At 67.6% G+C, this 26,178-nt stretch carries 24 protein-coding genes and 2 pseudogenes; 15 read left to right on the forward strand and 11 right to left on the reverse strand.

Annotation, left to right across the window (positions count from 1 at the left end):
- Nucleotides 1-10 precede the first annotated feature (10 nt).
- The 4 genes from FDZ84_RS22200 to FDZ84_RS22215 are packed head-to-tail and all read left to right on the forward strand — an operon-like array spanning nucleotide 11 to nucleotide 5,554.
- Nucleotides 11-1,615, forward strand: coding sequence for an amidohydrolase (locus FDZ84_RS22200; protein ID WP_168587473.1), 1,605 nt, complete (start codon nucleotides 11-13; stop codon nucleotides 1,613-1,615).
- Entirely contained in the window at nucleotides 1,612-3,390 is a 1,779-nt protein-coding gene (locus FDZ84_RS22205; RefSeq protein WP_168587474.1) for an ABC transporter permease subunit, read from the forward strand. The genes FDZ84_RS22200 and FDZ84_RS22205 overlap by 4 nt, the downstream gene beginning before the upstream one ends.
- A complete protein-coding gene (locus FDZ84_RS22210) occupies nucleotides 3,387-4,478 on the forward strand; it encodes an ABC transporter ATP-binding protein (protein ID WP_168587475.1) in 1,092 nt (363 codons plus the stop codon). The genes FDZ84_RS22205 and FDZ84_RS22210 overlap by 4 nt, the downstream gene beginning before the upstream one ends.
- A gap of 5 nt (nucleotides 4,479-4,483) precedes the next feature.
- Nucleotides 4,484-5,554 carry an ABC transporter substrate-binding protein gene (locus tag FDZ84_RS22215; RefSeq protein ID WP_168587476.1) on the forward strand — a complete coding sequence of 357 codons (1,071 nt, stop codon included), beginning with the start codon at nucleotides 4,484-4,486 and terminating at the stop codon, nucleotides 5,552-5,554.
- 22 nt (nucleotides 5,555-5,576) lie between these two features.
- Here the strand turns inward: FDZ84_RS22215 and FDZ84_RS22220 are convergent, their stop codons facing one another.
- Entirely contained in the window at nucleotides 5,577-5,822 is a 246-nt protein-coding gene (locus FDZ84_RS22220; RefSeq protein ID WP_371812654.1) for a hypothetical protein, read from the reverse strand.
- A 90-nt stretch (nucleotides 5,823-5,912) separates the two neighbouring features.
- Between FDZ84_RS22220 and FDZ84_RS40370 the strand changes: the two genes are divergently transcribed.
- Nucleotides 5,913-6,212: a hypothetical protein gene (locus tag FDZ84_RS40370; RefSeq protein ID WP_168584115.1), complete on the forward strand. Its 300-nt coding sequence runs from the start codon at nucleotides 5,913-5,915 to the stop codon at nucleotides 6,210-6,212.
- A gap of 220 nt (nucleotides 6,213-6,432) precedes the next feature.
- On the opposite strand, the gene FDZ84_RS22230 is transcribed toward FDZ84_RS40370, so the two are convergent.
- The 6 genes and pseudogenes from FDZ84_RS22230 to FDZ84_RS22255 all read right to left on the reverse strand — a co-directional run bounded on the left by FDZ84_RS22230 (nucleotide 6,433) and on the right by FDZ84_RS22255 (nucleotide 11,668).
- Nucleotides 6,433-7,602, reverse strand: coding sequence for a TetR/AcrR family transcriptional regulator (locus FDZ84_RS22230; protein ID WP_168587477.1), 1,170 nt, complete (start codon nucleotides 7,600-7,602; stop codon nucleotides 6,433-6,435).
- A 22-nt stretch (nucleotides 7,603-7,624) separates the two neighbouring features.
- Nucleotides 7,625-8,770 (reverse strand): annotated as a pseudogene (locus FDZ84_RS22235) (acyl-CoA dehydrogenase family protein).
- Nucleotides 8,771-8,780: 10 nt separating this feature from the next.
- Nucleotides 8,781-9,611, reverse strand: a complete 831-nt coding sequence (locus tag FDZ84_RS22240) for an SDR family NAD(P)-dependent oxidoreductase (protein ID WP_168587478.1) — start codon at nucleotides 9,609-9,611, stop codon at nucleotides 8,781-8,783.
- 31 nt (nucleotides 9,612-9,642) lie between these two features.
- The gene (locus FDZ84_RS22245; protein ID WP_168587479.1) at nucleotides 9,643-10,041 is read right to left on the reverse strand and encodes a MaoC/PaaZ C-terminal domain-containing protein; all 399 of its coding nucleotides are present in this window, start codon (nucleotides 10,039-10,041) and stop codon (nucleotides 9,643-9,645) included.
- Nucleotides 10,038-10,496, reverse strand: coding sequence for a MaoC family dehydratase N-terminal domain-containing protein (locus tag FDZ84_RS22250; RefSeq protein WP_168587480.1), 459 nt, complete (start codon nucleotides 10,494-10,496; stop codon nucleotides 10,038-10,040). Before FDZ84_RS22250 ends, FDZ84_RS22245 begins: the two co-directional genes overlap by 4 nt.
- A gap of 2 nt (nucleotides 10,497-10,498) precedes the next feature.
- Nucleotides 10,499-11,668, reverse strand: coding sequence for a lipid-transfer protein (locus FDZ84_RS22255; protein ID WP_246869208.1), 1,170 nt, complete (start codon nucleotides 11,666-11,668; stop codon nucleotides 10,499-10,501).
- 140 nt (nucleotides 11,669-11,808) lie between these two features.
- On the opposite strand from FDZ84_RS22255, the gene FDZ84_RS22260 reads away from it, so the two are divergent.
- Entirely contained in the window at nucleotides 11,809-13,356 is a 1,548-nt protein-coding gene (locus FDZ84_RS22260; RefSeq protein ID WP_168587482.1) for a long-chain-fatty-acid--CoA ligase, read from the forward strand.
- Nucleotides 13,357-13,373: 17 nt separating this feature from the next.
- Here the strand turns inward: FDZ84_RS22260 and FDZ84_RS22265 are convergent, their stop codons facing one another.
- Nucleotides 13,374-13,649 carry a hypothetical protein gene (locus FDZ84_RS22265; RefSeq protein ID WP_168587483.1) on the reverse strand — a complete coding sequence of 92 codons (276 nt, stop codon included), beginning with the start codon at nucleotides 13,647-13,649 and terminating at the stop codon, nucleotides 13,374-13,376.
- Between FDZ84_RS22265 and FDZ84_RS22270 the strand changes: the two genes are divergently transcribed.
- Nucleotides 13,639-14,484 carry a DDE-type integrase/transposase/recombinase gene (locus tag FDZ84_RS22270; protein ID WP_168587484.1) on the forward strand — a complete coding sequence of 282 codons (846 nt, stop codon included), beginning with the start codon at nucleotides 13,639-13,641 and terminating at the stop codon, nucleotides 14,482-14,484. The genes FDZ84_RS22265 and FDZ84_RS22270 overlap by 11 nt on opposite strands.
- Before the next feature lie 187 nt (nucleotides 14,485-14,671).
- Here the strand turns inward: FDZ84_RS22270 and FDZ84_RS39130 are convergent.
- The 3 genes and pseudogenes from FDZ84_RS39130 to FDZ84_RS22290 all read right to left on the reverse strand — a co-directional run.
- Nucleotides 14,672-15,165: pseudogene (locus tag FDZ84_RS39130) on the reverse strand (IS5 family transposase); the annotation flags it as partial.
- A gap of 239 nt (nucleotides 15,166-15,404) precedes the next feature.
- Nucleotides 15,405-16,949: a class I adenylate-forming enzyme family protein gene (locus tag FDZ84_RS22285; RefSeq protein ID WP_168587485.1), complete on the reverse strand. Its 1,545-nt coding sequence runs from the start codon at nucleotides 16,947-16,949 to the stop codon at nucleotides 15,405-15,407.
- A 25-nt stretch (nucleotides 16,950-16,974) separates the two neighbouring features.
- The gene (locus tag FDZ84_RS22290; RefSeq protein ID WP_168587486.1) at nucleotides 16,975-17,991 is read right to left on the reverse strand and encodes a fumarylacetoacetate hydrolase family protein; all 1,017 of its coding nucleotides are present in this window, start codon (nucleotides 17,989-17,991) and stop codon (nucleotides 16,975-16,977) included.
- 118 nt (nucleotides 17,992-18,109) lie between these two features.
- Here FDZ84_RS22290 and FDZ84_RS22295 point away from each other — a divergent pair, with 118 nt between their 5' ends.
- From FDZ84_RS22295 to FDZ84_RS22330, 8 genes are all read left to right on the forward strand, one after another.
- A complete protein-coding gene (locus FDZ84_RS22295) occupies nucleotides 18,110-18,772 on the forward strand; it encodes a TetR/AcrR family transcriptional regulator (protein ID WP_168587487.1) in 663 nt (220 codons plus the stop codon).
- 153 nt (nucleotides 18,773-18,925) lie between these two features.
- On the forward strand, nucleotides 18,926-20,170 hold the full coding sequence (locus FDZ84_RS22300; RefSeq protein ID WP_168587488.1) for an MFS transporter: 1,245 nt from the start codon (nucleotides 18,926-18,928) through the stop codon (nucleotides 20,168-20,170).
- 23 nt (nucleotides 20,171-20,193) lie between these two features.
- Nucleotides 20,194-21,009 carry an NAD(P)-dependent oxidoreductase gene (locus tag FDZ84_RS22305; RefSeq protein WP_168587489.1) on the forward strand — a complete coding sequence of 272 codons (816 nt, stop codon included), beginning with the start codon at nucleotides 20,194-20,196 and terminating at the stop codon, nucleotides 21,007-21,009.
- Nucleotides 21,010-21,035: 26 nt separating this feature from the next.
- On the forward strand, nucleotides 21,036-21,518 hold the full coding sequence (locus FDZ84_RS22310) for a nuclear transport factor 2 family protein (RefSeq protein ID WP_168587490.1): 483 nt from the start codon (nucleotides 21,036-21,038) through the stop codon (nucleotides 21,516-21,518).
- Entirely contained in the window at nucleotides 21,515-22,516 is a 1,002-nt protein-coding gene (locus tag FDZ84_RS22315; RefSeq protein ID WP_168587491.1) for an MBL fold metallo-hydrolase, read from the forward strand. The genes FDZ84_RS22310 and FDZ84_RS22315 overlap by 4 nt, the downstream gene beginning before the upstream one ends.
- Nucleotides 22,513-23,406, forward strand: coding sequence for an amidohydrolase (locus FDZ84_RS22320; protein ID WP_168587492.1), 894 nt, complete (start codon nucleotides 22,513-22,515; stop codon nucleotides 23,404-23,406). Before FDZ84_RS22315 ends, FDZ84_RS22320 begins: the two co-directional genes overlap by 4 nt.
- Nucleotides 23,403-24,602, forward strand: coding sequence for an epoxide hydrolase family protein (locus tag FDZ84_RS22325; RefSeq protein ID WP_168587493.1), 1,200 nt, complete (start codon nucleotides 23,403-23,405; stop codon nucleotides 24,600-24,602). The genes FDZ84_RS22320 and FDZ84_RS22325 overlap by 4 nt, the downstream gene beginning before the upstream one ends.
- A gap of 52 nt (nucleotides 24,603-24,654) precedes the next feature.
- Nucleotides 24,655-26,034 (forward strand): FAD-binding oxidoreductase, encoded by a 1,380-nt coding sequence (locus FDZ84_RS22330; protein WP_168587494.1) that lies wholly within the window; start codon nucleotides 24,655-24,657, stop codon nucleotides 26,032-26,034.
- Nucleotides 26,035-26,178: the final 144 nt, after the last annotated feature.

Below are 26,178 nucleotides of genomic sequence, written 5' to 3' on the forward strand. Positions count from 1 at the left end.
GGAGAACACCTTGCCCGACAACGATGTATGCGTCGTCAATGCACGGGTGGTCACAATGGACGACCGGCGCACGATCGCGGACTCCTTCCGCTTCTGCGACGGCGTCGTGGTCGCGGTCGGCGACCGGGAGAGCGTGCTACGCGTGCCCGGCGACCCCGAGATCGTCGATCTCCACGGCGCTACTGTCCTACCTGGACTCATCGACGCCCACTCACACCTGGAACTGCTCGCGTACGCGTGGGAGATCGCGGAGGACTGCCGCGCCGGCCGAGTTTCCTCGGTTGCGGCGATCGTGGACGTGTTGCGGGACAAGGCGAACAAGACCCCCGCCGGGGAGTGGGTGCTCGGGCAGGGCGAGCACTACCAGCACCTCAAACTCACCGAAGGACGGTATCCCGACCGGCACGACCTCGACCAGGTCAGCGTGAACCATCCGGTCATGTACCGCGCCAGCTACCACCTAAACGTCTTCAACTCCCGGGGGCTGCGCGTGCTCGGCGTCGACGACCACACCCCGGACGCGCCAGGCGGCCGGATCGAGCGGGACACGGACGGCACCGCGACCGGGCGCACCTACGACATGTTCGCCGCTCTCGGCGGACCCCAGCCGCCCCTCGGAGCTCTCGTCGACGGCATCAAGCGGGCACAGCAGCGGTATCTCAGCGTCGGCGTCACCGCGCTGGGTGACATCCTGTTGCACACCGAGGGCCTCGACGCGCTGCTCACGCTCGAAGACGATCTCCTGCTCCGCACCGCCGTCTATCCGAAGCTGCCCACCATACTGTCCAAAGAGGACATTACATCGGGCCGACTCGGCGCGCACTTCGCCACGGCCGATCCGGCACGCCTGCGGCTCAACGGCATCAAGATCTTCCTCGACGGTGGGCTCACCGCGGGCGCGGCCGCGCTCCACGACGACTACCCCGGTCAGCCCGGCTATCGTGGCGAACTGGCCTTCACCGACGAGGAGGTCCGCGAGATCGTCCGCATCGTCGACGACGCCGACCTGCAGATCGCCATGCACGCCATCGGCGACCGCGCGCTCGACCAGGCCATCGACGCCGTTGAAGCGCTGCCCGAAGCCCGGCACGGCGTGCTGCGGCACCGGATCGAGCATGCCGGCAACATGTTCATGACCAGCGAGCGGGTCAAGCGACTCGCCCGGGCCGGGATCGTCCCGGTGCCACAGCCGGCGTTCCTGCTCACTACCGCGCCCGGCTACGTCAAGCACCTCGGGCGGGATCGGATCGGCCCGGTGATGCCGTTCCGCACATTGATCGACGCGGGCCTGCCCGTCCCGGGCAACTCCGACGCCATCGGCATCACCCCCGACCAGCATCACCCGTTCCCCGCGATGCAGGCCGCGATCTCGCGCCGCAGCCAGGACGGGGCGGTGCTCGACCCGCAGGAGGCAATCACGGTCGACGAGGCGATCGCGATGTACACCCGATGGGCGGCCTACTCACTCGGCCGCGAGAACGAGATCGGCTCGATCGAAATCGGCAAGCACGCCGACTTCGTCGTCACCGGGGCGGACCCGTTGACCGCGCCGGACCTGGGTGCGATCACCGTCGAGGCGACGTGGCTGGGCGGCCGGAAGGTCTACTCGCGATGACCACCCGGGCCGCACTGCCGGAGGTCCCGCTCGCCACGAAGCCGGGCCTCGGCCGAACGCCGCGCGGGAGCTCGCTGTGGCTGTGCGTCCCGGCAGCCCTGTTCATCGTGGTCGTGTACGTCGTGCCGCTCGCCGTGCTGCTGGTCAGGAGCTTCACCGACCCCACTGTCGGTCTGCACAACTACGGTGCGGTGTTCGAGAACTTCGGGTATGTCTGGACGATCCTGCGCACCATCGGGATCTCCGCGATGGCCACCGCGCTGAGCCTGCTGCTCGGGTACCCGCTGGCGCACGTCATGGTCACCGCCGGGCCGGGGTGGCGGAAGTTCCTGATGTTCTGCGTGATCACCCCGTACGTCACGAGTGTACTGGTGCGCAGCTTCGCCTGGCAGGTGATTCTCGGCCGCCAGGGACTGGTGAACAAGCTGACCGAGGTGCTCGGCCTGGGCACGCACGACCTGCTGTTCAGCCCGTTCGCCGTCGCGGTCGGGCTGACGCACTACATGCTCCCGCTGATGATCCTGCCGCTGACCAGCGTGATGCGGCATGTCCCGGCGAACCTCGTGCCCGCCGCGCAGAGCCTCGGCGCCGCGCCCGCCACGGCGTTCATACGGATCTACCTGCCGCAGACCAAACCGGGGATCGAAGCCGGGGTCGTGCTGTGCTTCGTCTACGGCGTAGGCGCGTTCGTGATCCCGGCCATCCTCGGCGGCAACTCCGGCGCGATGCTCGGCGTGACGATCCAGGCGGCGATCGCGCAGCGAGCGGACTACGGTTTCGCCGCGGCCGCCGCCACCCTCCTCGCGCTGTGTGTGCTGGGTGTCGTGGCGCTGTACAAATGGCGCTTCGGCGGTTCTCTGGAAACCCTTGCGGCGCCGCGGAACGCGGCCCAGTCCGGCGCCACCGTTCCCGGCCGGACCTCGGCGGGCGTGCTCACGCGGATGCTGGCCGTGCTGGTCCGGCCGCTCGACACCAGCGGGATCTCGCGCGCGGGCTGGCTGCTCAAGGCGTACAGCCTCGTGGTCGGGCTGCTGCTCCTGCTGCCCCAGTTCATCGCGATCCCGGTGTCGCTGTCGTCGTCGCGCGCGATGGTGGTGCCGCCGCCCGGCTGGTCGCTCCAGTGGTACCGCAACCTCGCCGACGCGGCGTGGAGTGAACCGATCGTCACGTCGCTTCAGGTCGCGGCCGTGGCCGCTGTGCTCGCCACCACGCTGGGCACGCTGGCCGCCCTCGGCGTGGCGCGCAGTGGCCTGAGCAGACTCGGCGGACTGACCAACACGCTCATGCTGGTACCGCTGCTGTTTCCCACGGTGGTCGCGGCGGCGGCGATGTTCGTCGCGTTCCTCCCGCTGTATCTCACCGACAGCCGCACCGGACTGATTCTCGCCCACACCGCGCTTGCCATCCCGTTCGCGTTCATCGTCGTGCTGGCGAGCGCGCGCAAACTCGACCCGAAAATCGAACAGGCCGCGGCGAGCCTCGGCGCCCGGCCGTGGAAGCGGCTGACCCGGGTCCTGGTGCCGCTGCTGCGACCGTCCATTGTGGTCGCCCTGTTCCTCGCGTTCATCGCCTCGTTCGACGAGACGTCAATAGCGATCTTCCTCAGCGGCGTGCGGGTCAGCACGCTACCGGTTCAGATGTATGACTCGCTGACGATCCAGAGCGACCCGACGATCGCCGCGGCCGCGGTCGTGATCATGGCGCTGGCCGGGGCCGGCGTCGGACTGGCGCCCCTGCTGGCCGCTTTGGGCTCCCGGAAGGGCAGGAAGAAATGACGAGCGCGGTCACCAGAGCGACGACGACCCGGCGCGGCTCAGTGAGCCTGCGCGGGCTGACCAAGGAGTACGCCGGCGCACGGGCGGTCGACGGGATCGACCTGGACATTCCGGCGGGCGAGTTCTTCACCCTGCTCGGCCCGTCGGGCTGCGGCAAGACAACGACGCTGATGATGCTCGCCGGGTTCGTGCAACCGTCCGGTGGCGGCGTGCTCATCGACGGCCGGGACGTCGCGAACGTCCCGCCGACCCATCGCGACATCGGCATGGTGTTCCAGAACTATGCACTGTTCCCGCATCTGACCGTGTTCCAGAACCTGGCTTTCCCGCTGGAGATGCGGCGGCTGCGGCGTCCGGAGATCGCCCGCCGGGTCAGCGAAGCGCTTAAGCTGGTCCGGCTGGAACAGTGGGCGGACAGTTATCCAGGTCAGCTTTCGGGCGGTCAGCAGCAACGCGTCGCGGTCGCTCGCGCGGTCGTGTTCAACCCACCGGTGTTGCTGATGGACGAACCGCTGGGCGCACTGGATCGCAAGCTGCGCATGCAGCTACAGCTGCAAATCCGGAGCCTGCAACGGGAACTCGGGCTGACGGTGGTCTACGTGACGCACGACCAGGACGAGGCCATGTCCATGTCAGACCGCGTCGCGATCATGCGCCAGGGCCGGATCGAACAGGTCGGCACACCCGCGGAACTGTACGAGACCCCGGTGTCGATCTTCGTCGCCGACTTCCTCGGCGACAACAACACGATCCCCGCCCGGATCGTGGACGACGGTCACGTCAGCGTGGGAGACGTCGTGCTTTCCGTGCCGGCCCACGGGCTGGCCGGGGGCGCGGATGGCGTCGTGCTGATTCGGCCGGAGCGAATCCAGATCAGCGACCGGCCGGCAACGTTCTCCGGTGTCGTCCACGAGGCCGTCTATCTCGGCGGTACCAGCCAGTACGAGGTTGACGTGCCCGGAGCCGGGAGGCTCCGGTGCTCGGTCAGCCACAACGGGAGTCACACGGTCTGGGAACCCGGCCGGCGCGTCGGCGTCGAGCTGCCAGCCGGGTCAATTCGTGTCATGCCTAGCTCGGAGAAGGAGTAACGGAAATGACCACACACGAGCCGATCGGGCGCCGACACTTCCTGCGCCTGGGTGCTATGGCCTCCGGCACGGTGCTCGGCGCCGGTTTCCTGTCCGCCTGCGGTGGTGGTGGCGGCGGCGCGTCGAGCGAGCTGGTCTACGCCGGGTACGGCGGTTCCTACCAGGACGGTATCAAGTCAGCGATGTTCGACCCCTTTACCCAGTCGACAGGGATCGGCGTCAAGTACACCGCGGACGCCAACGACGTCACGAAACTGATTTCGCTGGCCGCCGCGGGCCGTTCACAGGACGACATCGCTGACGCGCAAGGCCCCGCGCTCGCCCAGCTGCGCGCCAGCGGCGTGCTGGAGAAGCTCGACCGGACCGTGGTGACCCACGAGGACGTGGTCAACCCCAGCCTGATCACCGAGTACAGCATTCCGTACTACCAGTTCAGCCACAACATCTTCTGGAACGCCTCGATGGTGTCCGGCCAAATGAACTCGTGGGCCGACGTCTGGGACGTGCGGAAGTTCCCTGGCAAGCGCGGTTTCCAGCGACTGCCGTGGTTCACCCTGGAAATCGCGCTACTGGCGGACGGCGTGGCGATGGACCGTCTCTACCCGCTCGACGTCGACCGGGCCTTCCGCAGCCTTGACCGGATCAAACCGAACGCGGTGTTCCTGGACAACAACTCGCTCACCAACGCCGTGTCCACCGGCGAACTGGTCACCGCGGACCTGAACTTGTCGCGCGTGAAGACGATCATCAAAAGCGGGGTCAAACTGGAATACACGTGGAACCAGGCGATGGTCGACGTGGAACAACTGGTGGTGCTCCGCGGCGGTGCCAGCCGCGACGCCGCGATGAAGGCGGTCCAGTATTCACTCGAACCGGAGACACAGCTGCGGATCATACGCACCCTCGGCTACACGCCCACGTCTAAGGCCGCCCTCGCCCAAATCCCGGCGGCCGACGCGAAAGACCTGCCGGGCACCGCCGAAACCGTGGGCACCAGCTTCTACCTCAACGCGTCCTGGTGGGCGGACAACTACAAGACCGTGTCCACCAAGTTCCAGGGCTGGCTCACCTCCTGAGCCGCAGGCCACGTGCACGGAGTCACCACGCGTCCTGACGCTGGAGCTCCCTACCGTGGACGATGACGGCCCAGATGACGACCACGTCGACGGCGATGATGACCATGCACCACACCGGGTATACGGACAGGAAAGCCAGCTGCGCCAAGGCGTTCAGTGCCGCCAGCACCACGGCCACGACCCGCGCCCAGGCGGCGCCGTTGAACAGGAAGATGCCGGCTGAGGTGCTCCGGATCCTCCGGACAGTGGTTTTTAGAGCGTTATCCACGAGCATTACCCCAGCTGTTTCGCGCGGGTTGGTGTGACATGGGTCGGAAGTAGGGCGAAGTGCCTGCCTTGTAAAGGAAACTGGGGCTTGTTGAGTGTCCAGTCCGCCGAACGGGAAGGCACTTCGCGGGTGAAGGGTAGCAAGCGGTCGAAGCCGGTCAGGGTCAGCGCCGATGGGCGTGGCGTGGTGTCGCATGCTGGGGTGGGGATGTTGCAGGAGTTGGCCGAGGACACCGGACTGATCGCAGGGGTGAATGAGGCGTTGGCCGCGCTGCGCTACGGGACCATCTCGATCAACTGCTGGACGGGCGTCGGCTACCTGAGCCCGACCGCGCCGTGGGGCGGCTCCACGGGCATCGGCTCGACGACATCCAGAGCGGCATCGGCGTGATCCACAACGCGCTGCTACCAGCGACCGAGCGCACGATCGTTTCGGGTCCCTTCCGCCCGTTCCCGCGGTCCGTCCTCCACGGCGAGATGGCACTCGCGCCTACGCCGCCGTAGCTCATCGACCACCGCAACGCGGCCAAGACCGCACGCAAGCTCGCCTCGTTCGCTGCGAAACCGCGGTGGCGGGCGCTGCCGGGGATCGTCGCGGCAGCGAGGCGCGACTAACCGCACGGGTTCCGGCCGGCGCAGAGCGCGAGTACCTGGTGCCCGAGTCGGCCGAGGACCTGTGTGGCGTCCGGGCGGATGTGCAGGCTGGGAGAGCGGGCCATGTCGTTGATCATCATCAGTGCGGCCTGGACCGTGACCCGCGCGGTCGCTGCATCGAGGTCAGGATGTACTTCGCGGAGCAGGTGGACCCACTCGCCGATGTACTGGCGCTGTTCCTCGCGTAGCAGGCCCGCGTCGTTCTCCGGCAGGTTCCGCGCCTCGGTGACGAGGACGTCGACCAGGCCCGGGTTCTCCCAGGCGAACGACGCGTAGGTCTCGACCAGGGATCCCAGCGCTGAGTCGGCGTCAGCTGAGCGGGCCAGGATCCTGTCCAGGGTGAGCTGCAGGTAGCCGTCCGCCCGGGTGAGTGCGGTGAGAAGCAGGTCGCTCTTGTTCGGCAGGTGGTTGTAGAGGCTCGAGGGCGCCATTCCGACCGCGGCAGCGACGTCTTCCATGCTCACGCTCGCGTAGGTGCGCTCGGAGAAGAGCTGGATCGCGGCGGTGACCAGCCACTCACGGGTGGACGCGCGCCGCAGCCCTGGGGATACGGCCGCTCGTTCTGCCGGGACGGCCGGCAGTTGGGTTGTGAGGGTCCGGTGAGCCAACTCGGCGAGGTGCCGTTCGTACCCCGGGCGGGGCAGGTCGGTCCGGTGGAAGGACGGGCTCAGGATGACCGAGAGTGACGCCAGCGCAGCGGTGCTGTCGGAACCGGGAATCGCCGCGGTGACCGCAGCGGCGAAGGCGGAGCGGGCGGCACGGATGCGCTCACGAACGACGGCGTAGGCCCCCGGTGAGAGGTGACGTGCCTCGCGCTCCCACAGCACGCCGGTGGCGCGGTGGTCGAGGGCGAAAGCGGCGGCGGCAGTCAGGATGTCGGGGTCCTCGGAGCGTTCGGTCAGCATCGTCGCGAAGTCGTCCGCGACGATGCCGACCACCTCAACGAGGATCTGCTCCTTGCCGGGGAAGTGGCGGTAGAGCGCGGACGGCCCCACCGCTACCTCTGTAGCGATGTCACTGAGGGAGACGTGCTCGTAGCCGCGGGAGGCGAACAGGTCGGTCGCGGCTGCGAGGATGAGCGAGCGCCGGTTGGTGGGCCTGGTGCCGGGCTGTGGTCGTTCTACCACCCGGGCCTGCCTCCCTCGCGCGTCAGCCGAGCTCCAGGGAGCGACCGACGATTTCCTTCATGATCTCGCTGGTACCACCGTAGATCCGCGAGATCCGAGCATCAGCGTACGCCCTGGCGATCGGGTACTCGAGCATGTAGCCGTACCCGCCGTGGAGTTGCTGGCATGCGTCGACGACCCGGCCGAGCAGCTCGGTGGCCCACAGCTTCGCCTTCGCCGCGTCCACAGGGGACAGCGTGCCCGTAGTGAGCTCGAGGATGCCGTGGTCGACGTACTGCTGTGTGATGTCGATCTCCGTCGCCAGCCCGGCGAGCCGGAACCGAGTCGTCTGAAACGAGCCGATCGGGCTTCCGAATGCCTTGCGGGTTCGCACGTACTCGATCGTCCAGTCCAGAGCCGTTTGGGCCTGGGCGACCGCGCCGACCGCGAGCGAGAGCCGCTCCTGCGGAAGGTTGCCGGTGAGCGCGAAAAAACCGGCGCCCTCGGGGCCGAGCCGGTTGGCCACCGGCACCCGTGCGTTGGTGAAGGAGAGCTCGGCGGTGTCCTGGGCGTGCATCCCGATCTTCTCGAGGTTGCGGCCGCGCTCGAAGCCCGGCGTGTCCGCCTCGACCACGATCAGGCTGATGCCCTTGTGCGGGTGCTCGCCGGTGCGGACCGCGGTTATGACCAGGTCGGCGTTGATCCCGTTGGTGATGAACGTCTTGGCACCGTTGATCACGTAGTGGTCCCCGTCCAGGACGGCCTGGGTGCGAATGCCGGAGAGGTCGGAACCGGTGCCCGGCTCCGGTCATCGCGATCGCGGTGATCAGCTCGCCACTGGCCACCCCGGGCAGCCAGCGCGCCTTCTGCGCCTCGTCGGTGAGCTCGAGCAGGTACGGCATGCAGACGTCGGCCTGCAGGCCTGGCCCGAGCGTCGCCGGTGAGACCCCCGCGCGGGCGGCCTCCTCGATGAAGACCGCGTTGTAGCGGAAGTCGTCCAGCCCCGCGCCGCCGTACTCCTCCGGTACCGCGGCGAACAGGCCGAGCTCGGCGACTTTGGTGAACAGCTTCCGGGCACGATGCCTGCCCGGTCCCACTCCTCGTACGACGGGGTGACCTCTCTGGCGAGGAAGGTCCGGACGCTGTCCCGGTAGGCACTGTGCTCGGACTCGAAGATGATGCGCTGCATGTCGAGGTCCTCAGATCATGAAGCCGCCGCCGCAGACGACCGTCTGGGCGGAGACGTAGTCGGACTCGGGGATGCAGAACAGGTAGACCGAGCCCGCGGCCTCAGCAGGAGTGCCACCGCGGCCGAGCGGGATCATCGCCTCCATGGTGCTGAGCAACTGCGGGTTGACGCCGACCTTGATCTCGTTGCCCAGGACCTCAATGGTGCTGTCCCCGTCGGCCGGCGCCTCGGTGAGGCGGGTCTTGATCAGGCCGAACGCGACCGTGTTGACGGTGACGTTGTAGCGGCCCCACTCCTTGGCCAGCGTTTTGGTGAGACCGGTGATGCCGGCCTTCGCGGCGGCGTAGTTCGCCTGTCCCGCGTTGCCGCCGAGCCCGGCGATCGAGGAGATGTTGACGACCTTGCGACAGGGAACGGGCTCGCTGGCCTCCTTGGCCTGCTTGACCGCGGCCGCGATCACCGGCTGGGCCGCGCGCAGGATCCGGAACGGCGCCTTGAGGTGCACGTCGAGGATCGCGTCCCACTGCTCGTCGGTCATCTTCTGGATGACGGTGTCCCAGGTGTAGCCGGCGTTGTTGATGATGATGTCGAGGCCGCCGAAGCTGTCGACCGCCGTCTGCACGAAGCGCTCGGCGAAACCGTCGTCGGTGACGCTGCCGGCGCAGACGACCGCGCGGCCGCCGGCCACCTCGATCTCCGCGACGGTCTCCTTGGCCGGGGTCTCGTCGAGGTCATTCACCACGACGGCCGCACCATCGGCGGCCAGCTTGAGAGCGATCTCACGGCCGATGCCGCGTCCCGAACCGGTCACGATCGCGACCTTGTTGGCCAGCTTGCTCATATTCGAAAATTCCTTCCGTGCGTTGTGGATTTCAGGCGATCGCGACGACGGCGTCGCCGAGCAGGGTGGTGGTGCCGTCGGCGAGAGTGACCGTCAGCTCGAGGGTGGCAAGGCCGTCCTCGAGCTCGACGACCTTCCCGTGGCAGGTCGGCCGGCCGTGCAGCGGCGTGACCGCGGCGAACCGGACCGAGTAGGACCGGAGATGCCCCTGGGGAGCCCAGTTCGTCAGCAGTCGGCCGAGGTAGGCCATCGAGAGCATCCCGTGGGCGAACACGTCCTCGAACCCGGCGGAGCGGGCGAAGTCGAGGTCGATGTGGATCGGATTGTGGTCGCCACTGGCCCCGGCGAAGAGCCCCAGCGTTGTGCGGGAGATCGGCTGCAGCGCGAGTTCGGGCAGCTTGGTTCCGACCTGCAGGGTGTCGATGGTCATGCGGCCGCCTCCGGGTTCCGGACCACGATCACCGAGCGCATGTCAGCGATCGGCTCGCTCGCGCGTGTGATCGCGGTCTGCTTGACGACGAACTCCAGCGCTCCGCCTCGCTTCTCGTACACGTCGACGATCCGGTCCTGGAGCGTCAGCTGGTCCCGGGCGTACGCAAGGGAGTGGTATTCGAAGGACTGCTCGCCGTGCAGGACTTGGCGCAGGTCGATGCCGAGCACGTCCAGGTAGCCGAACGGGTCAGGCGCTTCGAGGCCGAGGCTGAAGAAGAAGGTCGGCGGGACCGGCAGGTCCCGGTGTCCGGCCGCCTTCGCCGCGTCGACATCCAGGTAGACGGGATCGGTCTCGCCGATCGTCGCGCTGAAGAAGCGGAGCCGGCCGCGCTCGACTTCGACCGTCAGCGGCGCGAACTCGAGCTCCTTGGCGCGGACGGCGTCGATGGCCATGCTCAGCTCACCTTCTCGTAGAGGGTCACCACGGCGGCGCCGCCGAGGCCGATGTTGTGCTGCAGCGCGAGAGTGACGTCCTCGACCTGGCGAGCCTCGGCCTGGCCGCGGAGCTGCCAGGTGAGCTCGGCGCACTGCGCGAGCCCGGTAGCGCCGAGCGGGTGGCCCTTCGAGAGCAGACCGCCGGACGGGTTGGTAACCACCCGGCCGCCGTAGGTGTTGTCGCCGTCCATCACGAACTTCTCCGCGGTGCCCTCTTCGGTCAGACCGAGCGCCTCGTAGCTGAGTAGCTCGTTGGCGGTGAAGCAGTCGTGCAGCTCGACGACCCGGATGTCGCGCGGGTCGACGCTGGCAGCCGCGTACACCTGATCTGCCGCCGCCTTCGCCATGTCGTAGCCGACCAGGGCCGGCATCCCGCCCTCGAAGCTGACCGGGGTGTCCGTGGTGAGTGCCTGCGCGGCGATGGCAACGTCGCTGCGCAGCCCGTGCTTGCGGGCGAACTCCTCCGAGGTGATCACCGCGGCCGCGGCGCCGCAGGTCGGTGGGCAGCACTGCAATCGGGTGAGCGGACCGTAGATCGTGGGCGAGGCGAGGACCTCCTCCACGGCGACCGGGTCGCGGAAGACCGCGTACGGGTTGTGGGCCGCGTGCTGGCGGGCCTTGACCGCGATCCGCGCGAATGTCTCCGGTGCGGTGCCGTGCTTCTCCGCGTACTCCGCGCCGGCGCCGCCGAAGAGCTGGGCCGCGAACGGAGCCTCGCTCTCGCCCCGAGCCTGGTGGGCGACCGCCATGAAGTCGACGAACGGGCTGGGCCGATCCTCCCACTTGTCGGCGAGAGCGCCGCGTTGCATCTGCTCGAAGCCCAAGGCCAGCACGCAGTCCGCAGCGCCGCTCGCAACCGCCTGGCGAGCCAGCCACAGGGCCGAGGAGCCGGTCGAGCAGTTGTTGTTCACGTTGATCACCGGGATGCCGGTCCGGCCGACGCCGTAGAGCGCCTTCTGCCCGCTGGTGGAGTCGCCGTACACATAGCCGGCGTACGCCTGCTGCACCTGGGAGAACTCGATCCCGGCGTCGGCGAGGGCCGCGCGGATCGCACCGCTGGCCATCACGTCATACGGCTCGCTCTTGCTTGGGGTGGTGAACGGGACCATGCCCACTCCGGCCACCATCACTCTATTCAAGCTGACCTCCATTGCGCGAATCAATATTCACTTACGATGGCAGAAACGCTTGACTTCGAGCAACGTCGTACCAACGATGTAACTGGCGTCACAAGTAGGAGGATTCACAAAGTGGTATGGAGGTCCAGCTCATGCACGTGACTCAGACCCTGCATCGCGCACACCAGCACGAGCCTGACCGGGTCCTGACCGTCTTCGGTGACCGCACCCGGACCGTTGCCGAGTCACGGGACCGGATCGCGCGGCTGGCAGGGGCGCTGAAGACTCTCGGGCTTGAGCCCGGTGACCGGGTCGGGATCTTCGCGCTCAACAGTGACCGGTACCACGAGTTCCTGCTGGCGGTGCCGTGGGCAGGCGGGGTCGTCAACCCGGTCAACATCCGGTGGAGCCCGGTCGAGGTCGCCTACTCGCTTGTCGACTGCGAGACCAACATCCTCTTCGTCGACGACGCCTTCGCCGCGATGGTGCCGACGCTGCGCGAGCAGGTGCCGAACCTCCGCTCGATCGTCTTCTGTGGCGACGGCGAGCGCCCTGAGGGCGCCGTCGACTACGAGGAGCTGGTGGCCGCGACCGAGCCGGTGCAGGATGCGATGCGTGGCGGCTCGGACCTGTATGGCGTCTTCTATACGGGCGGGACGACGGGACACCCCAAGGGCGTCATGCTCAGCCATGACAGCCTGATGACCTCGGCGATGGGCTCGGTTGTCACGCTTGACGTGGTCAGCAGGGGCGGCGTTCTGCTTCACTCCGCACCGATGTTCCATCTCGCCGACATCGCGGCGTGGCTGATGGGAATGCTCACCGACGGCTCCCACGTGATCGTCCCGGCTTTCGCGCCGGGCGCCGTGGTCGAGGCCATCGAGAAGCACCGGGTCACCGATGCGCTCCTGGTCCCGACGATGATCCAGATGCTCGCCGACTCACCCGAGGCCGCGGCGGCGGACCTGTCCCGCGTCCGCGGCATCTTGTACGGCGCCTCGGTGATTTCCGAGGCCGTGCTCCAGCGGGCGAAGGCCACGCTGCCGAACGCCCGGTTCACCCAGGCCTACGGCATGACCGAGCTCGGCCCGATCGCCACGCTGCTGTCGCCGGAGGGGCACGACGACCCGGTCCTGGTGCGGTCCTGCGGCCGGAGCGTCGCGCACGCCGAGGTCCGGATCTTCGACGAGGCAGACGTGGAGGTCACTCGCGGGACGGTGGGTGAGATCTGCGTCCGTGGCGACCACGTGATGCAGGGGTACTGGAACAAGCCGGAGGAGACCGCGGTCGCGGTCCGAGGCGGCTGGATGCACACCGGAGATGGTGGTTACATGGACGAGCGCGGCTATGTCTTCGTGGTGGACCGGATCAAGGACATGATCATCACCGGCGGCGAGAACGTGTACTCGGCCGAGGTTGAGAACGCGCTCGCCAAGCATCCAGCGGTCGAGCAATGCGCGGTGATCGGGGTGCCCGACACGGAATGGGGCGAGCGGGTGCACGCCGTCGTCGTGCTCAAGCGCGAGGCGGCTGCGACCGAGACCGAGCTGCGCGACTTCTGCCGCGGACTCATCGCCAACTACAAGCTGCCCCGCTCCGTGGCCTTCGTCGATGCGCTCCCGATGTCGGGCGCTGGGAAGATCCTCAAGCGCGAGCTTCGCAAGCAGTACTGGGGCGCGACCGACCGGGCGGTGCAGTGACCGAGTCAGCCGAGACATCATCGTATGCCGGGCCGCTGGCCGGCCTCCGAGTCGTCGAGCTCGCTGGCATCGGCAGGATCGCACGCGTGCATGCTCCTCGCCGACCTGGTGCGGAGGTTATCCGCATCGAGCGGCACGCGACCGCCGAGGTGATCCCCGGGGCGGCCGGTGACTCCGACCAGCTTCTCCGCGGTCGTGAGATTAGGTACACCGACCTCAAGAACCCTGCGGACGTCGCCGGCGTCCTGGAGCTCGTCGAGTGCCGATGTTCCGGTCGAATCCTTGATCCTCACCGCCGTGCTCTCCCGGCACATGTTCGTGTGGTTGACCTTCTCCCTGAAGCTGGACGCGGTGATCTCGGGCTGTGAGGCCGCGTGGGCCTACTTCGGCGGGGTGTTCAAGGTCGTCATCCCGGACAACATGGCCGCGATCGTCGCCGACGCCGACCCGGTCAATCCGCGCTTCACCGCTGGGTGGCTGGACTACGCCCAGCATTGCGGCTTCGGAACAGACGCCACCCGTGTTCGCCATCCTCGTGACAAGCCGAGGGTCGAGCGGATGGTTCAGTACGTGCGCGGGAATTTCTTTGCGGGAGAGTCGTTTCTGGACCTGGCCGACGCCCAAACCCGCGCTCGATCGTGGTGTTCGACCACGGCCGGGCAACGCATGCACGGCACCATCCAGGCCCGCCCGCTGGAAGTGTTCACCGAGGCTGAGGCGCCGGCATTGCTCGCGTTGCCCGACAAGGCCTACGACGTCCCGATCTTCACGAAAGTCAAAGTGCACAAGGACTTCCACGTCGAGATAGCCAAGGCTCTCTACTCCGCCCCGTCGCAACTGGTGGGGCAGCGGCTGGAGGTGCGCGCGGACTCTGTGCTGGTCAAGCTGTTCCACCACGGCCGGCTGGTGAAAGTCCATCCTCGGCAGCGGCCCGGTGGGCGGTGGACCGATCCGGCCGACCTGCCCTCGCAGACCTCCGGCTACGCGATGCGCGATCTCGACTCGCTGGTGCGCGCCGCCCGCCGCCACGGCCACCACGTCGGCATCTACGCCGAACGGCTACTGCGGGTCGATCTGCCGTGGACCAGGATGCGGCAGGCCTACCGGTTGTTGGGCTGGTGCCTGTGACCCGTCCGAGTTCTCCAACCGGCGGCCGATCGTGCTGCACGGCGCCAGGACCCCGATCTCCCCGGCGTCGCCGCGGGTTGTGAACACGAACAGGAGCGAACAGGACGGAGAATCCCAGTGACCACACCAAAAACCAACGGAAGGGCCGCCTCCACGGGGGCCCCGGCCGCGCCGGCGGTGATCGGCCGGAGTCGTAGGCGCGGTCGGCGTACAGCTCGTCGGGCCGGGAGCGGGGTCGCCCACGCCTGCCTCGCGCCGGCGGGATCGCCTTGACCAGAGGGAGGAGTTGGGTGATGTCATTGACGTTGCCGCCGGTCAGGCTGAATGTCGTTGGGATGCCGCCTCCCTCGGTGATCACGTGGTGCTTGGAGCCCGGCCGGGCGCGGTCGACCGGGCTCGGTCCGCTTTTGGGCCGCGCCGCGCCGCCCGCACAAGCGAGCTGTCGATCATCGCTCGCGACAGTCCAGCTTCCCGGCCGCGTTCAGCTCGGCCAAAAGCGCCTCGTACAGCCGCTGGCACCCCGGCCTCGTTCCACTCCGCCAGGCGCCGCCAGCACGTCATCCCGGACCCGAACCCCAGCTCCTGGGGCAGAAACTCCCACTGCATCCCGGTATGCAGTACGAACAGGATGCCCTGCAAGACCAGCCGGTCCGGCAGCCGCTTGCGGCCCAGCTTGGGCAGCGCGTGGAGAGCCCGTTGCCGATGCTCCCGTTCATCAACAGCCGATCTGTGGGGGCCGGATGACGGGAGACTGTTACGTCCGGGCCTGCGAGAGCGGGAGCGTGAGATTCCCTCCCGCTGCTCACCAGAACCGCCTGCACGGTTTGATGCGGCGGGGACTGGAAACGGAGCGCTATGCCACCGCTCCAGTCCCCGACCCTACCGAGAGACGGTCTTCAAGCCGGGCGGCACCGATCACCTCATGAGGCGCCGGCGGTACGATGTGGGAGCGCGAGCTCTGCGCGTAGCACGTCCTTGCGGATCTTCCCGACACTGGTGCGGGGTAGCTCGGCACGCACGATCACCTGGTCGGGGATCTTGAAGGTTGAGAGGTGTCGGCGGCACCAGGCGATCAGCTCCTCGGGAGTGGTTTCATCGCCCGGTTTCAGGACAACGTGCGCGACGATCGCTTCGTCGTAGACCTCGTCCGGCACTCCGTGGACGGCAGCTTCGAGTACCGCGGGATGGGTGCCGATCACCTGCTCGACCTCCGTCGCGGAAACGTTCTCGCCGGCCCGCTTCACCATGTCCTTTGCCCGGTCGACGAAGTAGGCGCGACCGTCGTCGTCCATGCGGACCAGATCGCCGGTGCGAAGCCAGCCGTCCGGGAGCAGGGCCGCGGTCTCGGCCGGGCGCCCGTCGTAGCCGTCGGTAATGTCCACTCCGGGATTGCCGCGCACATGCAGCTCGCCGGTGGTGCCCGGCGATACGGGCCGACCGTCCGCGTCGACAAGGCGGATCTCGAGATGGGGGAGCGGTCGGCCGATCGAGTCCCACGACCGGCGGCTGTCCGGCGGGTTGACGAACGGGGGCAGCACGGTCTCGGTCATGCCGTAGAGCTGGACGAGCAGTGCGCCGAACCGGGACTCGAACTCCTCGACCTGCGCCGGCGCGAGGTTCTGGGCGAAGAGGACCAGCCGCAGCTCGTTCGCGGCGTCGGCGGCGTCCGGCTTGGTCCTGGCCAGCACCATTCGCACCGGCGCCGCGAACAGGCTGGCCAACGTCGGGCGGAGCGTCCGTGCCTGGCGTGGCCATCGGGACGCGGAGAACCGTGAGGTCAGCGCCACCGATCCACCGACGGTCAGGGCGGACATCAGGCAGTAATATTGCGCGTTCGCGTGGAACAGCGGCAGCGTCACGAGCCAGCGATCGCTGTTGCTCATGGCCAGGTGCCCGGCAATCGCGGCGCCGACCCGAACGTAGTTCGCGTGGGTTACCCGGACTCCCTTGGGTGCGCTGGTCGTGCCTGAGGTGAACATGATGGCGGCGAGGCCGTCCCGTGCGGCGTGTGGCGTCGGCGAGTTCGGCAGCTGGCGCCGCTCGTTCAGTTCGACGGTGGTCAGAACGGGTACGGAGCCGGCCGCGAGCGCTGTGTCCCGCAGGGTTGGTGCCACGACGGACAGGACGGCTCGCGACTCCCGCAGCTGGTGCGCGGTCTCGGCGACGGTGGAGAGCGGGTTCACGGGGACGGTGACGGCACCGAGCCGGCCGCAGCCGAACCAGACGTCCAGGAACTGCGGGCAGTTGGCGGTCATCAGGTGGACGCGGTCCCCGACTCCTACGCCGAGCCGCGCGAGCAGCTCGGCTGTCGCAGTGGCTCGGCGCACCTGTTCCGCGTAGGTGATCTCGGTGATATTCCCGTCGTCGTCCTCGAACACCAGGAAGGGGGCGGTCGGGGAAGCCGCTGCCCGCCGGTCGAGGAGGGTGTTTGCGTCGGCCGGGTGTTCGTCGCCGTCCAGCAACATGGTGGGTTCGCTCCAGGTAGTCGGCTCAAAGGTGCACTGGCGGAGCACCCTGATAGGTGCGAAGGCCGGCGCCGGGCGGTGGGACGCGCCGTTCACCTACTGGATTACGCAAGGTTCCGATGCCAGACGCCTCGAGTTCGACGACGTCGCCGGGGCGGATCCACCGGTCGAGTTCGAGTCCGCAGCCACCGCCGACGGTTCCGACCGCGAGGAACTCTCCGGGCCGCACGTCCTCGTCGAGCGATGCCCAGGCCAGCACCTCGGCAAAGGAGAACTGCCGGTCGGCGGTGGTACCGGAGGCCCAGGTCTCACCGTTGACGCGAGCGCTGAGCCGGATGTCCCATTCGTCGACCTCGTCTATCGTGAGCACGCACGGTCCCATCGCGGTGCAGAAGTCCTTGCCCTTCGACGGCCCTATGGACTGTGACATCTCGAAGAACTGGATGTCCCGGGCGCTGACGTCATTGAAGATCGTCACGCCTGCGATATGGTCGGCTGCCTGTTCCGGAGTGAGGTCCCGCCCGCCCTGGCAGGTGAAGAAGCCCACCTCGAGCTCGAAGTCGAGCTGCTCGGTGTAGGACGGCCAGAGCAATGGCTCGTCCGGGCCGATGATCGAGTCGGCGTTGCACTTGTAGCAGATCGGCATCGCGGCGAGAGCCGGGGGCGTCGCGAGACCGGATCCGCTCGCGTGTGCCTTGTAGGTCAGGTAGTCCCGTACCCGTGGCGGCCGGGGCACCGGGGCGAGGATACGGATGTCTGCGACCGGATGGGCGACGGGCCGGCCGCCGTCGTGTAGTTCGTCGCCGCGGGCACCCTGTTCCTCCACGACGGCGACCGCCTCGGCCGCCAGTGCGCGTCCGCGGGCACCCGCCTGGAAGAACGCCACCATTTCCTCGGGCAGTTCCGCGGCGCGCGACACGGTACTGGGGCCGTTGCGGTACACCTGGTGAGCTCGCAGGGCGGCCGCCGGGCGCACCACGAGATCTCCGTGGAGGACACCGAGCTCGGGGCCTGCGCCGGTGTCGAAGGTGACCAGCCGCATGAAGTCCCCTCCTCAGCTCGTCATGAAATTGGATTGCAGTCCAACTAGGTTGCGACTGTAGGAGCTTCGGCGTACCTGCGTCAAGCGAGGCTGCTCCGGCGGCTGCTTTACTTCGGTTATGACCCCGCGACACATCGAAGCCGAACCAGAGCCGCCGGAGGCGCTGCGCGATGGCAGGAACCGCAACCGTGCTCTGCGGCGGGAGCGCGTCTATGAGGCCGCCATCCAGCTCTTTGTGGAGCAGGGTTTCGAAAGTACGACGATGGATGAGATTTCCGAGCGGGCCTCGGTCGCCCGCGCGACCGTTTTCAACCACTTCCAGCGCAAGTCCGCCTTCCTTGACGAGTGGAGCGCGCGCCGGCGCCGCCGCGCCCTGGACGAGATACGAGCCGCACGCCTCGACGATCACTCGTTCAAGGAGGTGCTGACCCGGTACATGATCGAACTGGCGGACAGCAGCGAGTGCGCGCGTAATGAGACAGTCGCACTCATCGGGTCCGCGATCCGCTCGACCGACGCGTTCGGTAACACCTACCTTGCCCGGGAGATCACCGAGTTGGTGGGCCGGGCCCAGCAAGCCGGCGAAGTCCGCGCTGAGGTTGACGCCGCCCAGGCTGGGCTGATCATCGCCACCTCCTATTTCGGCATTCTGGAGCGCTGGATCACCGATCCGCCCCCGTTCAACCTGCGTGTGGCCCTGCTGGGCATGCTCGACCTGGTGATTCATGGAATGATCCCGTCGGGGTCCGGCTCATCCGGCAGGCGTCCGGGGGCTTCTTGACCCCGGCCTGCGCCCGGACCCGTCCATGCAGACGGGAAATTTAGACTCAAGTCTTGTTTGGCGTGTGGGGGCGGGCTACTCTTCGGAGAATATTGGACTAAGATCCAAATTTCTTCCGGAAGGGTTCACAACGTGGTGGACAAAGGTGCTTTCATGGAGTTCCGGCGCGGTTGGCGCGCCTTGACAGCTGCCACGATCGGGATCGGCGTCGGTATCGCCATCGTTCCCGCCTACACGAACGGGCTCGTGGTGGCGGCTCTGCAATCCGAGTTCGGCTGGAGCCGGGCCCAGCAGTCGACGTTGCAACTGCTCGCTTCGATCGTGCTGATCGTGACCGCCCCTGTCGTCGGCTTTATCGCCGATCGGTGGGGCGTGCGGTGGCCGTCGGTCTTCGGCATGGTCGTGCTTGGCGTGAGTTATTTTGTGCTTGCGGCGAGCGGCCCATCGTTCACGGTTTATTTCCTTCTGTTCGGGCTGATGTACCTGCTGGGTTCTCCCTCGACGGCGGTGTCCTTCACGCGTGCGGTCAACCAGCGGTTCGACCGGAACCGTGGCGTCGCGCTGGGGATCTCGCTGAGCGGGGCCGGGCTGGTTGCCTTTCTCCTCCCTGCGCTGCTCGGACCGCTGCTCGCCGAGAACTGGCGGCTCGGATACCGACTGATCGCCGTGGCTGTTCTCGTCTGCGCGCTCGTAGTCCTGGTGTTGATGCCGGGCGGCCGTTCCCCGCAACGCTCCCCGCAGGCTGGCTCGACGCAATCCGAGACGAGCGTCCTTCCCCTGCTGCGTCAGGCGCTGTTCGTCCGCTTGGCTGTGGCCTTCGTGCTGTTGTCCATCGGCGCGGCATGGATCGGTCTATTCCTCGTCTCGCTACTGAGAGACGCCGGCGTCTCCGCCGCCGACGCCGCTCGCACCGCCAGCCTGATCGGGATAGCACTGATTGTGAGCCGGATCGCCGTCGGCATGCTCGTGGACCGGTTCTTCGCGCCACGGGTCGGTGCTGCCGTCCTCGCTCTCGCGGCCGCAGGCCTGATCGCTCTGCTGCTCGGCGGCCCCGCGCTCGGGTCCGCAGCCGCGATCGCTGCCGGGCTCGCCCTCGGCGCGGAGGTCGACCTCGTGGGCAACCTGACGTCGCGCTATTACCCAATGCACCACTACAGCCGGATGTTCGGCGTGCTCTATGCCGTGTCCATGATTGGTGTCGGAGTCAGCCCTGTGTTGATCAGTGCGCTTCGTGAGGCGACGGGCAGTTACGGGCTCGCGCTCATCATCTCCGCGGGACTACTCGTGATCGCGGGCGCCCTGCTGTTCACCGCACCGCGCTTCCCCGTCGAAGCGGAGTCGGCAACGACGCAGGTGCCGGCAACCGAGCCGGTCACTGAGCGGCCCTCGGTCTCCTAGTCTCAGAGAGAAAGGAAGGCGTTGTGAGTACAGCACAGTCGCGGTCGGCCGTCGGGCTGGTCGGGCTCGGCCACATGGGCTCGGTGATGGCTCACCACTTCCTGGCCTCCGGCCGGGAAGTCGTCGGCTGGGACCGGCGCCCTGAAGCGCTCCAAGAGCTCGCTGCCGGTGGAGGCACGGCCGCGGAAAAGCTGGCCGAGGTCGCATCCGCACGGGTCGTGATCAGCATCGTCTTCGACGACGATGGCACCCGCGCGGTCACCCTCGGCGCCGACGGGCTTCTCGAAGCGCTTCCACCTGGCGGTATCCACGTCGTGATGGCGTCGGTGTCACCCGCACTGGCCCGCGAGCTCGCCGCCGCCCACGAGGCGCGCGGGCAGCACCTGCTCGCGGCCTCGGTCTTCGGCAGGCCGGAGGCGGCGGAGTCGGCCGAACTGCTCATCAACTGCTCGGGCCCGGCCAGCGCCTATGCCGAAGTCGAGCCTCTGCTGTCCGTGCTCGGTACACCACGTTGGATCGGCGATGAGCCCGCACAGGCGATGCTGGTCAAGACCATGGGCAACAGTCTGATCCACACGACCGTCGAGATGCTGCGGGAGATGTTCCGGTTCCTGAAGGCCGGCGGCATCGACGAGCAACTGGCCAAGGAACTGCTGATCGACACCCTGTTTCCCGGTCCGATTTACAGCGGCTACGCCCAGCGCTACATCGACGACCCGAGTTCGGCCGCGATGATCGACATGGCGCGCAAGGACCGTCGCAACTGTCTGGAGGCGGCCCACGAAATGGGCGTCGATCTACCCGTCATCCGCTTCCTGGGCGAGCACGACCTCCCGTGACCCCACCCGACCGAAAGGAGATTCCGGTGACCGGATCACCCAGCCCTTCGGAACTTGCACAGGTCCGCAAGACCCGGGACGAGCTGGACATCCTCAAGACGCTCTCGCGGCTGGCCCGTGCGCAGGACGACCTCGATCGCGAGACCTACCTCGGTTGTTTCACCGAAACCGTCCTCCTTACCCGGTCCGCCGTGCTGGAAGGCTGGCAACCCAAGGAGATCCCGGCCGCGGAGCTCGCCGACCTCTACTTCGCCGAGCTGAAGAAGTACGACGCGGGACAGCACATGGTGTTCAACCACCTCATCGACGTCGACGGCGACGAAGCCACGTGCCAAGCCGACCTGCACGCCGTGGCGATCCGGACCGAGGATGGACGCGCCCGGACGACGTTCCTCGCCGGCCGCTATGACCTGGGACTGCGCCGCGTCGATGGCCGCTGGCTCATCCACGAGCGCGCGGTGACCGTCCGGTTCCAGGGCGAATACCCCGGAGCGGAGGTGACGGCGTGACCGATCTGCCTCCCTTCACCCGTGGCCTCCATGACCTCGGCGGCGGGTGCCACGCTTGGCTCGAGCCGCCCGGCGGGTGGGGCTACGCCAACTCCGGTGTCGTCCTGGGCACGGACGAGGTGCTGGTCGTCGACACCCAGAACGACCTGGCGCTGGGAACTGCGCTCCGCGCCGCGGTTGACGTCGTCGCCGGCCACCGGGCGGTGACGACAGTAGTCAACACCCACTCCGACGGCGACCACTGGAACGGCAACCTGCTGTACGAAGGCGCTCGCATCATCGCGTCAGAAGCGACGGTCGGCGAGATGAAGGCGATGTGGCTCGAGCCTGACCGCATGGCTGAGCTCGCGCGCGGCGACACCGCATTCGGCCGGTTCATTGCCTGGCGGATCGCCACGTTCGACTTCAACGGCTGGCGTCCGGTCCTGCCGACGGAGTCGTTCTCCGGAGGCGAGCACCTCGTCCTCGGCGACCAGGAGGTCGAACTTGTCGAGGTCGGACCCGCGCACACCCGCGGAGACACGATCGTGCATGTGCCCTCGGCCGGAGTGGTGTACGCCGGCGACGTGCTGTTCACCGAGTCCACGCCGATCGTCTGGGCCGGACCCGTCACACGCTGCATCGCCGCGCTCGACCGCGTCCTCGACCGTGACCCGCGCATCGTGGTGCCCGGTCACGGACCGGTCGTGCGGCCGGCGGACGTGATGATCGTGCGAAACTACTTCGAGTTCCTCCTGGAGTTCGCGACCGGCGCGCACCGAGCCGGGAAGACGCCTGCCGAGGCCTACTCGGCGCTTGACCTGGGCCCCTACGCCCGATGGCCGCACGCCTCCCGGGCCTACCAGAACATCCTGGCGGTTTACCGGGAACTAGATCCGGAGTTCCCGGCTGTCCCACCTCCGCAGGCCCTTGAGGTTGTGCTCGCCGACGACGACGGGACCTGGACTGCCGGCCCCGGATGCGGACACACCCACTCGACAGCCGGGCCGGGCGCATGACCGCGCCGACCCGGGTCATCGACACCCACCTGCACGTCTGGCGGACCAACGCCCCGTGGATGTCCTGGCTCGACGATCGGCCCTCGTGGTGGGAACCCGTGCGCAGAGACTTCTCCTTCGCCGAGTTACGCGAGGAGCTGGACCAGGCCGAGGTGGCGGAGCTGATCCTCGTCCAGGCCGGCACCAATGTCCTGGAGACACGGCAACTGCTCGCGCTCGCGGCCACTGAGCCGAGCGTCCGGGGGGTGATCGGCTGGACAACACTCACCTCGCCGGAGGCCACCGCCCGCGACCTCGACTCCTTCACCGACATCCCCGGGGCCGACCGGCTCGTGGGCATCCGGAACAACCACCATTGGCCCCCAGACGGCGACGTGCTCGCGGACCTGCGGGTGATCGACTCCTGCCGGGTCCTCTCCGATCGCGGCCTGACGCTCGACCTGCATTTCGAGGACGACCGCGAACTGCCCCTCGCGGTCGCGATCGCCGAGCGGCTGCCCGAGCTCACCATCGTCATCGACCACCTCGGTAAGCCGCGACTCCGGCATCATTCGGCCTTCGCGACCTGGGCCGCCTCGATGCGCCGGCTCGCCGCCTTGCCGAACGTCTACGTCAAGTACTCGGGCTGGGCGACCTTCGTCCGCAGGACATTCGCGACCGACATCCAGCCCTATATCGACCTGGTCTTGGATGAGTTCGGCTCGCACCGTGTGATGTACGGCGGCAATTGGCCGGTCGCCCTCGTCGCCGGGAACTACCGGGACACCTACCGTGCCACCCTCGACGCCGTGGCCGGGAGATCTGACTCGGAGATCGAAAACCTGCTATATAGCGCGGCCGTCACCTGCTACCGGTTGCCGCAACCTAGCCCGGTGAGGAGCACAACATGACAACCCCCAGCGAGACGACCGATACCGCCGTCGTGACACCGTTCGTGCTTGCGCTGCCGGATGAACAACTGGATGACCTACGCGAGCGCCTGCTCCGCGCACGGCTGCCCGAACCGGAGACTGTCGCCGGCCGGCCTGGCGACAGCGGGTGGGCGCAGGGGATCCCCCTGGACTACGTCCGCGAACTCCGCCGGTCGTGGCTGGAGGACCACGACTGGCGCTGGCTCGAAGCGGAACTCAACGGACACGGTCAGTTCCGCACCGAGATCGACGGCCTCGGCATCCACTTCCTGCACGTTCGATCGCATCGGGAAGATGCGCGTCCACTGCTGATCAGCCACGGTTGGCCGGGTTCGGTCGTCGAGGCCCTCGACGTCCTGCCCGGGCTCGTTGATCCGCCCGCCGGCGAACCCGCTTTCCACGTGGTTCTCCCGTCGCTGCCCGGGTACGGGTTCTCCGGCAAGCCCACGTCCACCGGCTGGGGGCTCGAGCGGATCGCCGACGCGTGGGCGGTACTGATGACCCGGCTCGGATACCCCCGGTTTCTGGCGCAGGGTGGGGACTGGGGGGCGATGATCACCATCACGCTCGCCTTGCGGCACCCGGACCGCGTCGCCATGATGCACACAACTGTCCCGCACGCCGTTCGCCCGGATGGATTCGACGACAACCGGCTGACCCCGATCGAGCGTCGCTGGCTGGACGAGGAGCAGCAGTTCCGCCGTACCGGAATGGGCTACGCCGCTATCCAGTCCACCCGCCCGCAGACGGTCGGGTACGGACTCGTGGACTCTCCTCTCGCCTTGCTCGCCTGGATCGTCGAAAAGTTCCACGATGCGGCCGACTGCGACGGACACCCGGAGAACGCCGTCTCCCGCAGTCGGCTTCTCGACAACGTGGCAACGTATTGGTTCAACGCAGCGGGTGCTTCCTCGGCGCGGCTGTACTGGGAGAACGCGGGCGGTGCGACGATGACCCAGCCAGGGCTGGACATGACCACTCCGGTCACCGTGCCCTGCGGGGTCTCGGTCTTCCCGAAAGAGCTGCGCAAGCTTCCCCGCGCATGGGTAGAGGCTCGCTACGTCGACCTACGCCATTGGAACGTCCTCGACAAGGGCGGTCACTTCCCGATGCTCGAGGTGCCCAACACCTTCGTCGCCGAACTCCGCGCCGCTTTCAGCCATGCCCCAAGCTGAGCACACGCGTGTCGGCGAACCGCAACGAGACATCCTTTCCGGAGGTGCGCTCATGGCCGCCCCGATACCTGCGCTACGAGATATCTCTGCCCTGCTCCCGGCTGACGTCGTCGAACTCGATCCGGGCATCGTCGCGAGCCGGGCTTGCGATCTCTCACACTTCACCCCCGGCGGCACACCGGTGATGGTCCTCGCGCCACGCACGACGGCCGAGGTCTCCGCCTGCCTCACCGTCGCGCACCGCCATGGCCTCGCTGTGGTACCCCGAGGCGCCGGCACCGGACTGAGCGGAGGCGCGAACGCACCCGACGGTTCAGTGGTGGTCAGCCTGCATCGGATGAACAAGATCCTCGAGATCAACACCATCGAGCGACTTGCCGTCGCCCAGCCAGGAGTCGTGACCGGGCTCCTCCGCGAGCGCGTCGCGGAATCCGGACTGTATTACCCACCCGACCCGGGCAGCGTCGACTCCTGCACGATCGGAGGCAACGTGGCAACGAACGCCGGCGGAATGTGCTGCCTCAAGTACGGGGTCACTGGAGACTACGTGCTCGGTCTTGAGGTAGTCCTTGCCGACGGTCGCGTGACCCGGGTCGGCAGGCGCACCGTCAAAGGTGTCGCAGGCTATGACCTGACCCGGCTGTTCGTCGGATCGGAAGGGACTCTTGGCGTCATAACGGAGATCACTCTCAGACTCCTGCCCCGAGCCCGGGTTCCCTCGACCCTAGTAGCACCCTTCGACACGCTGGAAGCGGCAGGAAACGCAGTTGTCGCATTAGGATGCGCGGGACTCCGCCTGTCCATGCTGGAAATCATGGACAGAACGACGGTGCAGGCAGTCGAGGCCCTTACCCGGATGGGCCTCACGGACATCGCCGCGTTATTGGTCATCCAGAGCGACGAGCCGGACGCCGAGGAGATCCTTGGTGAAGCTTCCGCGATCTGCTCCAGCTGCGACGCGACCGAAACCTTCGCCAGCACCGATCCAGCTGAGGCCGACCTGTTGCTGGCCGCGCGACGGAACGCGTTCCCCGCGCTGGAGAGACTCGGCGACCCGATGCTCGACGACGTCGCCGTACCTCGCTCGTCCGTTGCTTCGCTCATCGCCGAGGTCCAGCGGATCGCCTCGGTGTACAAGCTCCGGATCGGAGTCTTCGGACACGCTGGCGAAGGCAACCTCCATCCGACGATCATTTACGACCACGCCGACGCGGCCAGCCGGAAGGCGGCGGTCAGCGCCTTCGGAGACATCACGGCCGCGGCGCTGGCGCTCGGTGGGACAGTGACTGGTGAGCACGGCGTGGGCCGGTTGAAGACAGCATGGCTCGCCCGCGAGAGCGACGCCGTCGCACTGGCACTGCATCGGGCGGTGAAGTCCACCTTTGACCCGCGCGGCACCTTGAATCCCGGAAATGTCATCACGGCAGAATGACCGGGCAGGCGCAGTAGCTGAGAAGTGCGTACATTTGTCCTTCGACGTTGCGACCCGGCCTGCCGAGAAATGCGTTATGGCAGCTCGCTTTCCGGGTTTTGAGGGGGACCGTGCTCCCTGTGGCTGTTATTAAAAACTCGCTCT

The organism is Saccharopolyspora sp. ASAGF58, from assembly GCF_012277335.1.
Taxonomy (GTDB): Bacteria; Actinomycetota; Actinomycetes; order Mycobacteriales; family Pseudonocardiaceae; genus Saccharopolyspora; species Saccharopolyspora hattusasensis.

Excerpts from the sequence above, each read along its gene's own strand:
- FDZ84_RS22205 (WP_168587474.1), top strand. The coding sequence starts at position 1,612 with ATGACCACCCGGGCCGCACTGCCGGAGGTCCCGCTCGCCACGAAGCCG.
- FDZ84_RS22210 (WP_168587475.1), top strand. The coding sequence starts at position 3,387 with ATGACGAGCGCGGTCACCAGAGCGACGACGACCCGGCGCGGCTCAGTG.
- FDZ84_RS22215 (WP_168587476.1), top strand. The coding sequence starts at position 4,484 with ATGACCACACACGAGCCGATCGGGCGCCGACACTTCCTGCGCCTGGGT.
- FDZ84_RS22240 (WP_168587478.1), bottom strand. The coding sequence starts at position 9,611 with ATGAGCAAGCTGGCCAACAAGGTCGCGATCGTGACCGGTTCGGGACGC.
- FDZ84_RS22245 (WP_168587479.1), bottom strand. The coding sequence starts at position 10,041 with ATGACCATCGACACCCTGCAGGTCGGAACCAAGCTGCCCGAACTCGCG.
- FDZ84_RS22250 (WP_168587480.1), bottom strand. The coding sequence starts at position 10,496 with ATGGCCATCGACGCCGTCCGCGCCAAGGAGCTCGAGTTCGCGCCGCTG.
- FDZ84_RS22260 (WP_168587482.1), top strand. The coding sequence starts at position 11,809 with ATGCACGTGACTCAGACCCTGCATCGCGCACACCAGCACGAGCCTGAC.
- FDZ84_RS22285 (WP_168587485.1), bottom strand. The coding sequence starts at position 16,949 with ATGTTGCTGGACGGCGACGAACACCCGGCCGACGCAAACACCCTCCTC.
- FDZ84_RS22290 (WP_168587486.1), bottom strand. The coding sequence starts at position 17,991 with ATGCGGCTGGTCACCTTCGACACCGGCGCAGGCCCCGAGCTCGGTGTC.
- FDZ84_RS22295 (WP_168587487.1), top strand. The coding sequence starts at position 18,110 with ATGACCCCGCGACACATCGAAGCCGAACCAGAGCCGCCGGAGGCGCTG.
- FDZ84_RS22300 (WP_168587488.1), top strand. The coding sequence starts at position 18,926 with ATGGAGTTCCGGCGCGGTTGGCGCGCCTTGACAGCTGCCACGATCGGG.
- FDZ84_RS22320 (WP_168587492.1), top strand. The coding sequence starts at position 22,513 with ATGACCGCGCCGACCCGGGTCATCGACACCCACCTGCACGTCTGGCGG.
- FDZ84_RS22325 (WP_168587493.1), top strand. The coding sequence starts at position 23,403 with ATGACAACCCCCAGCGAGACGACCGATACCGCCGTCGTGACACCGTTC.
- FDZ84_RS22330 (WP_168587494.1), top strand. The coding sequence starts at position 24,655 with ATGGCCGCCCCGATACCTGCGCTACGAGATATCTCTGCCCTGCTCCCG.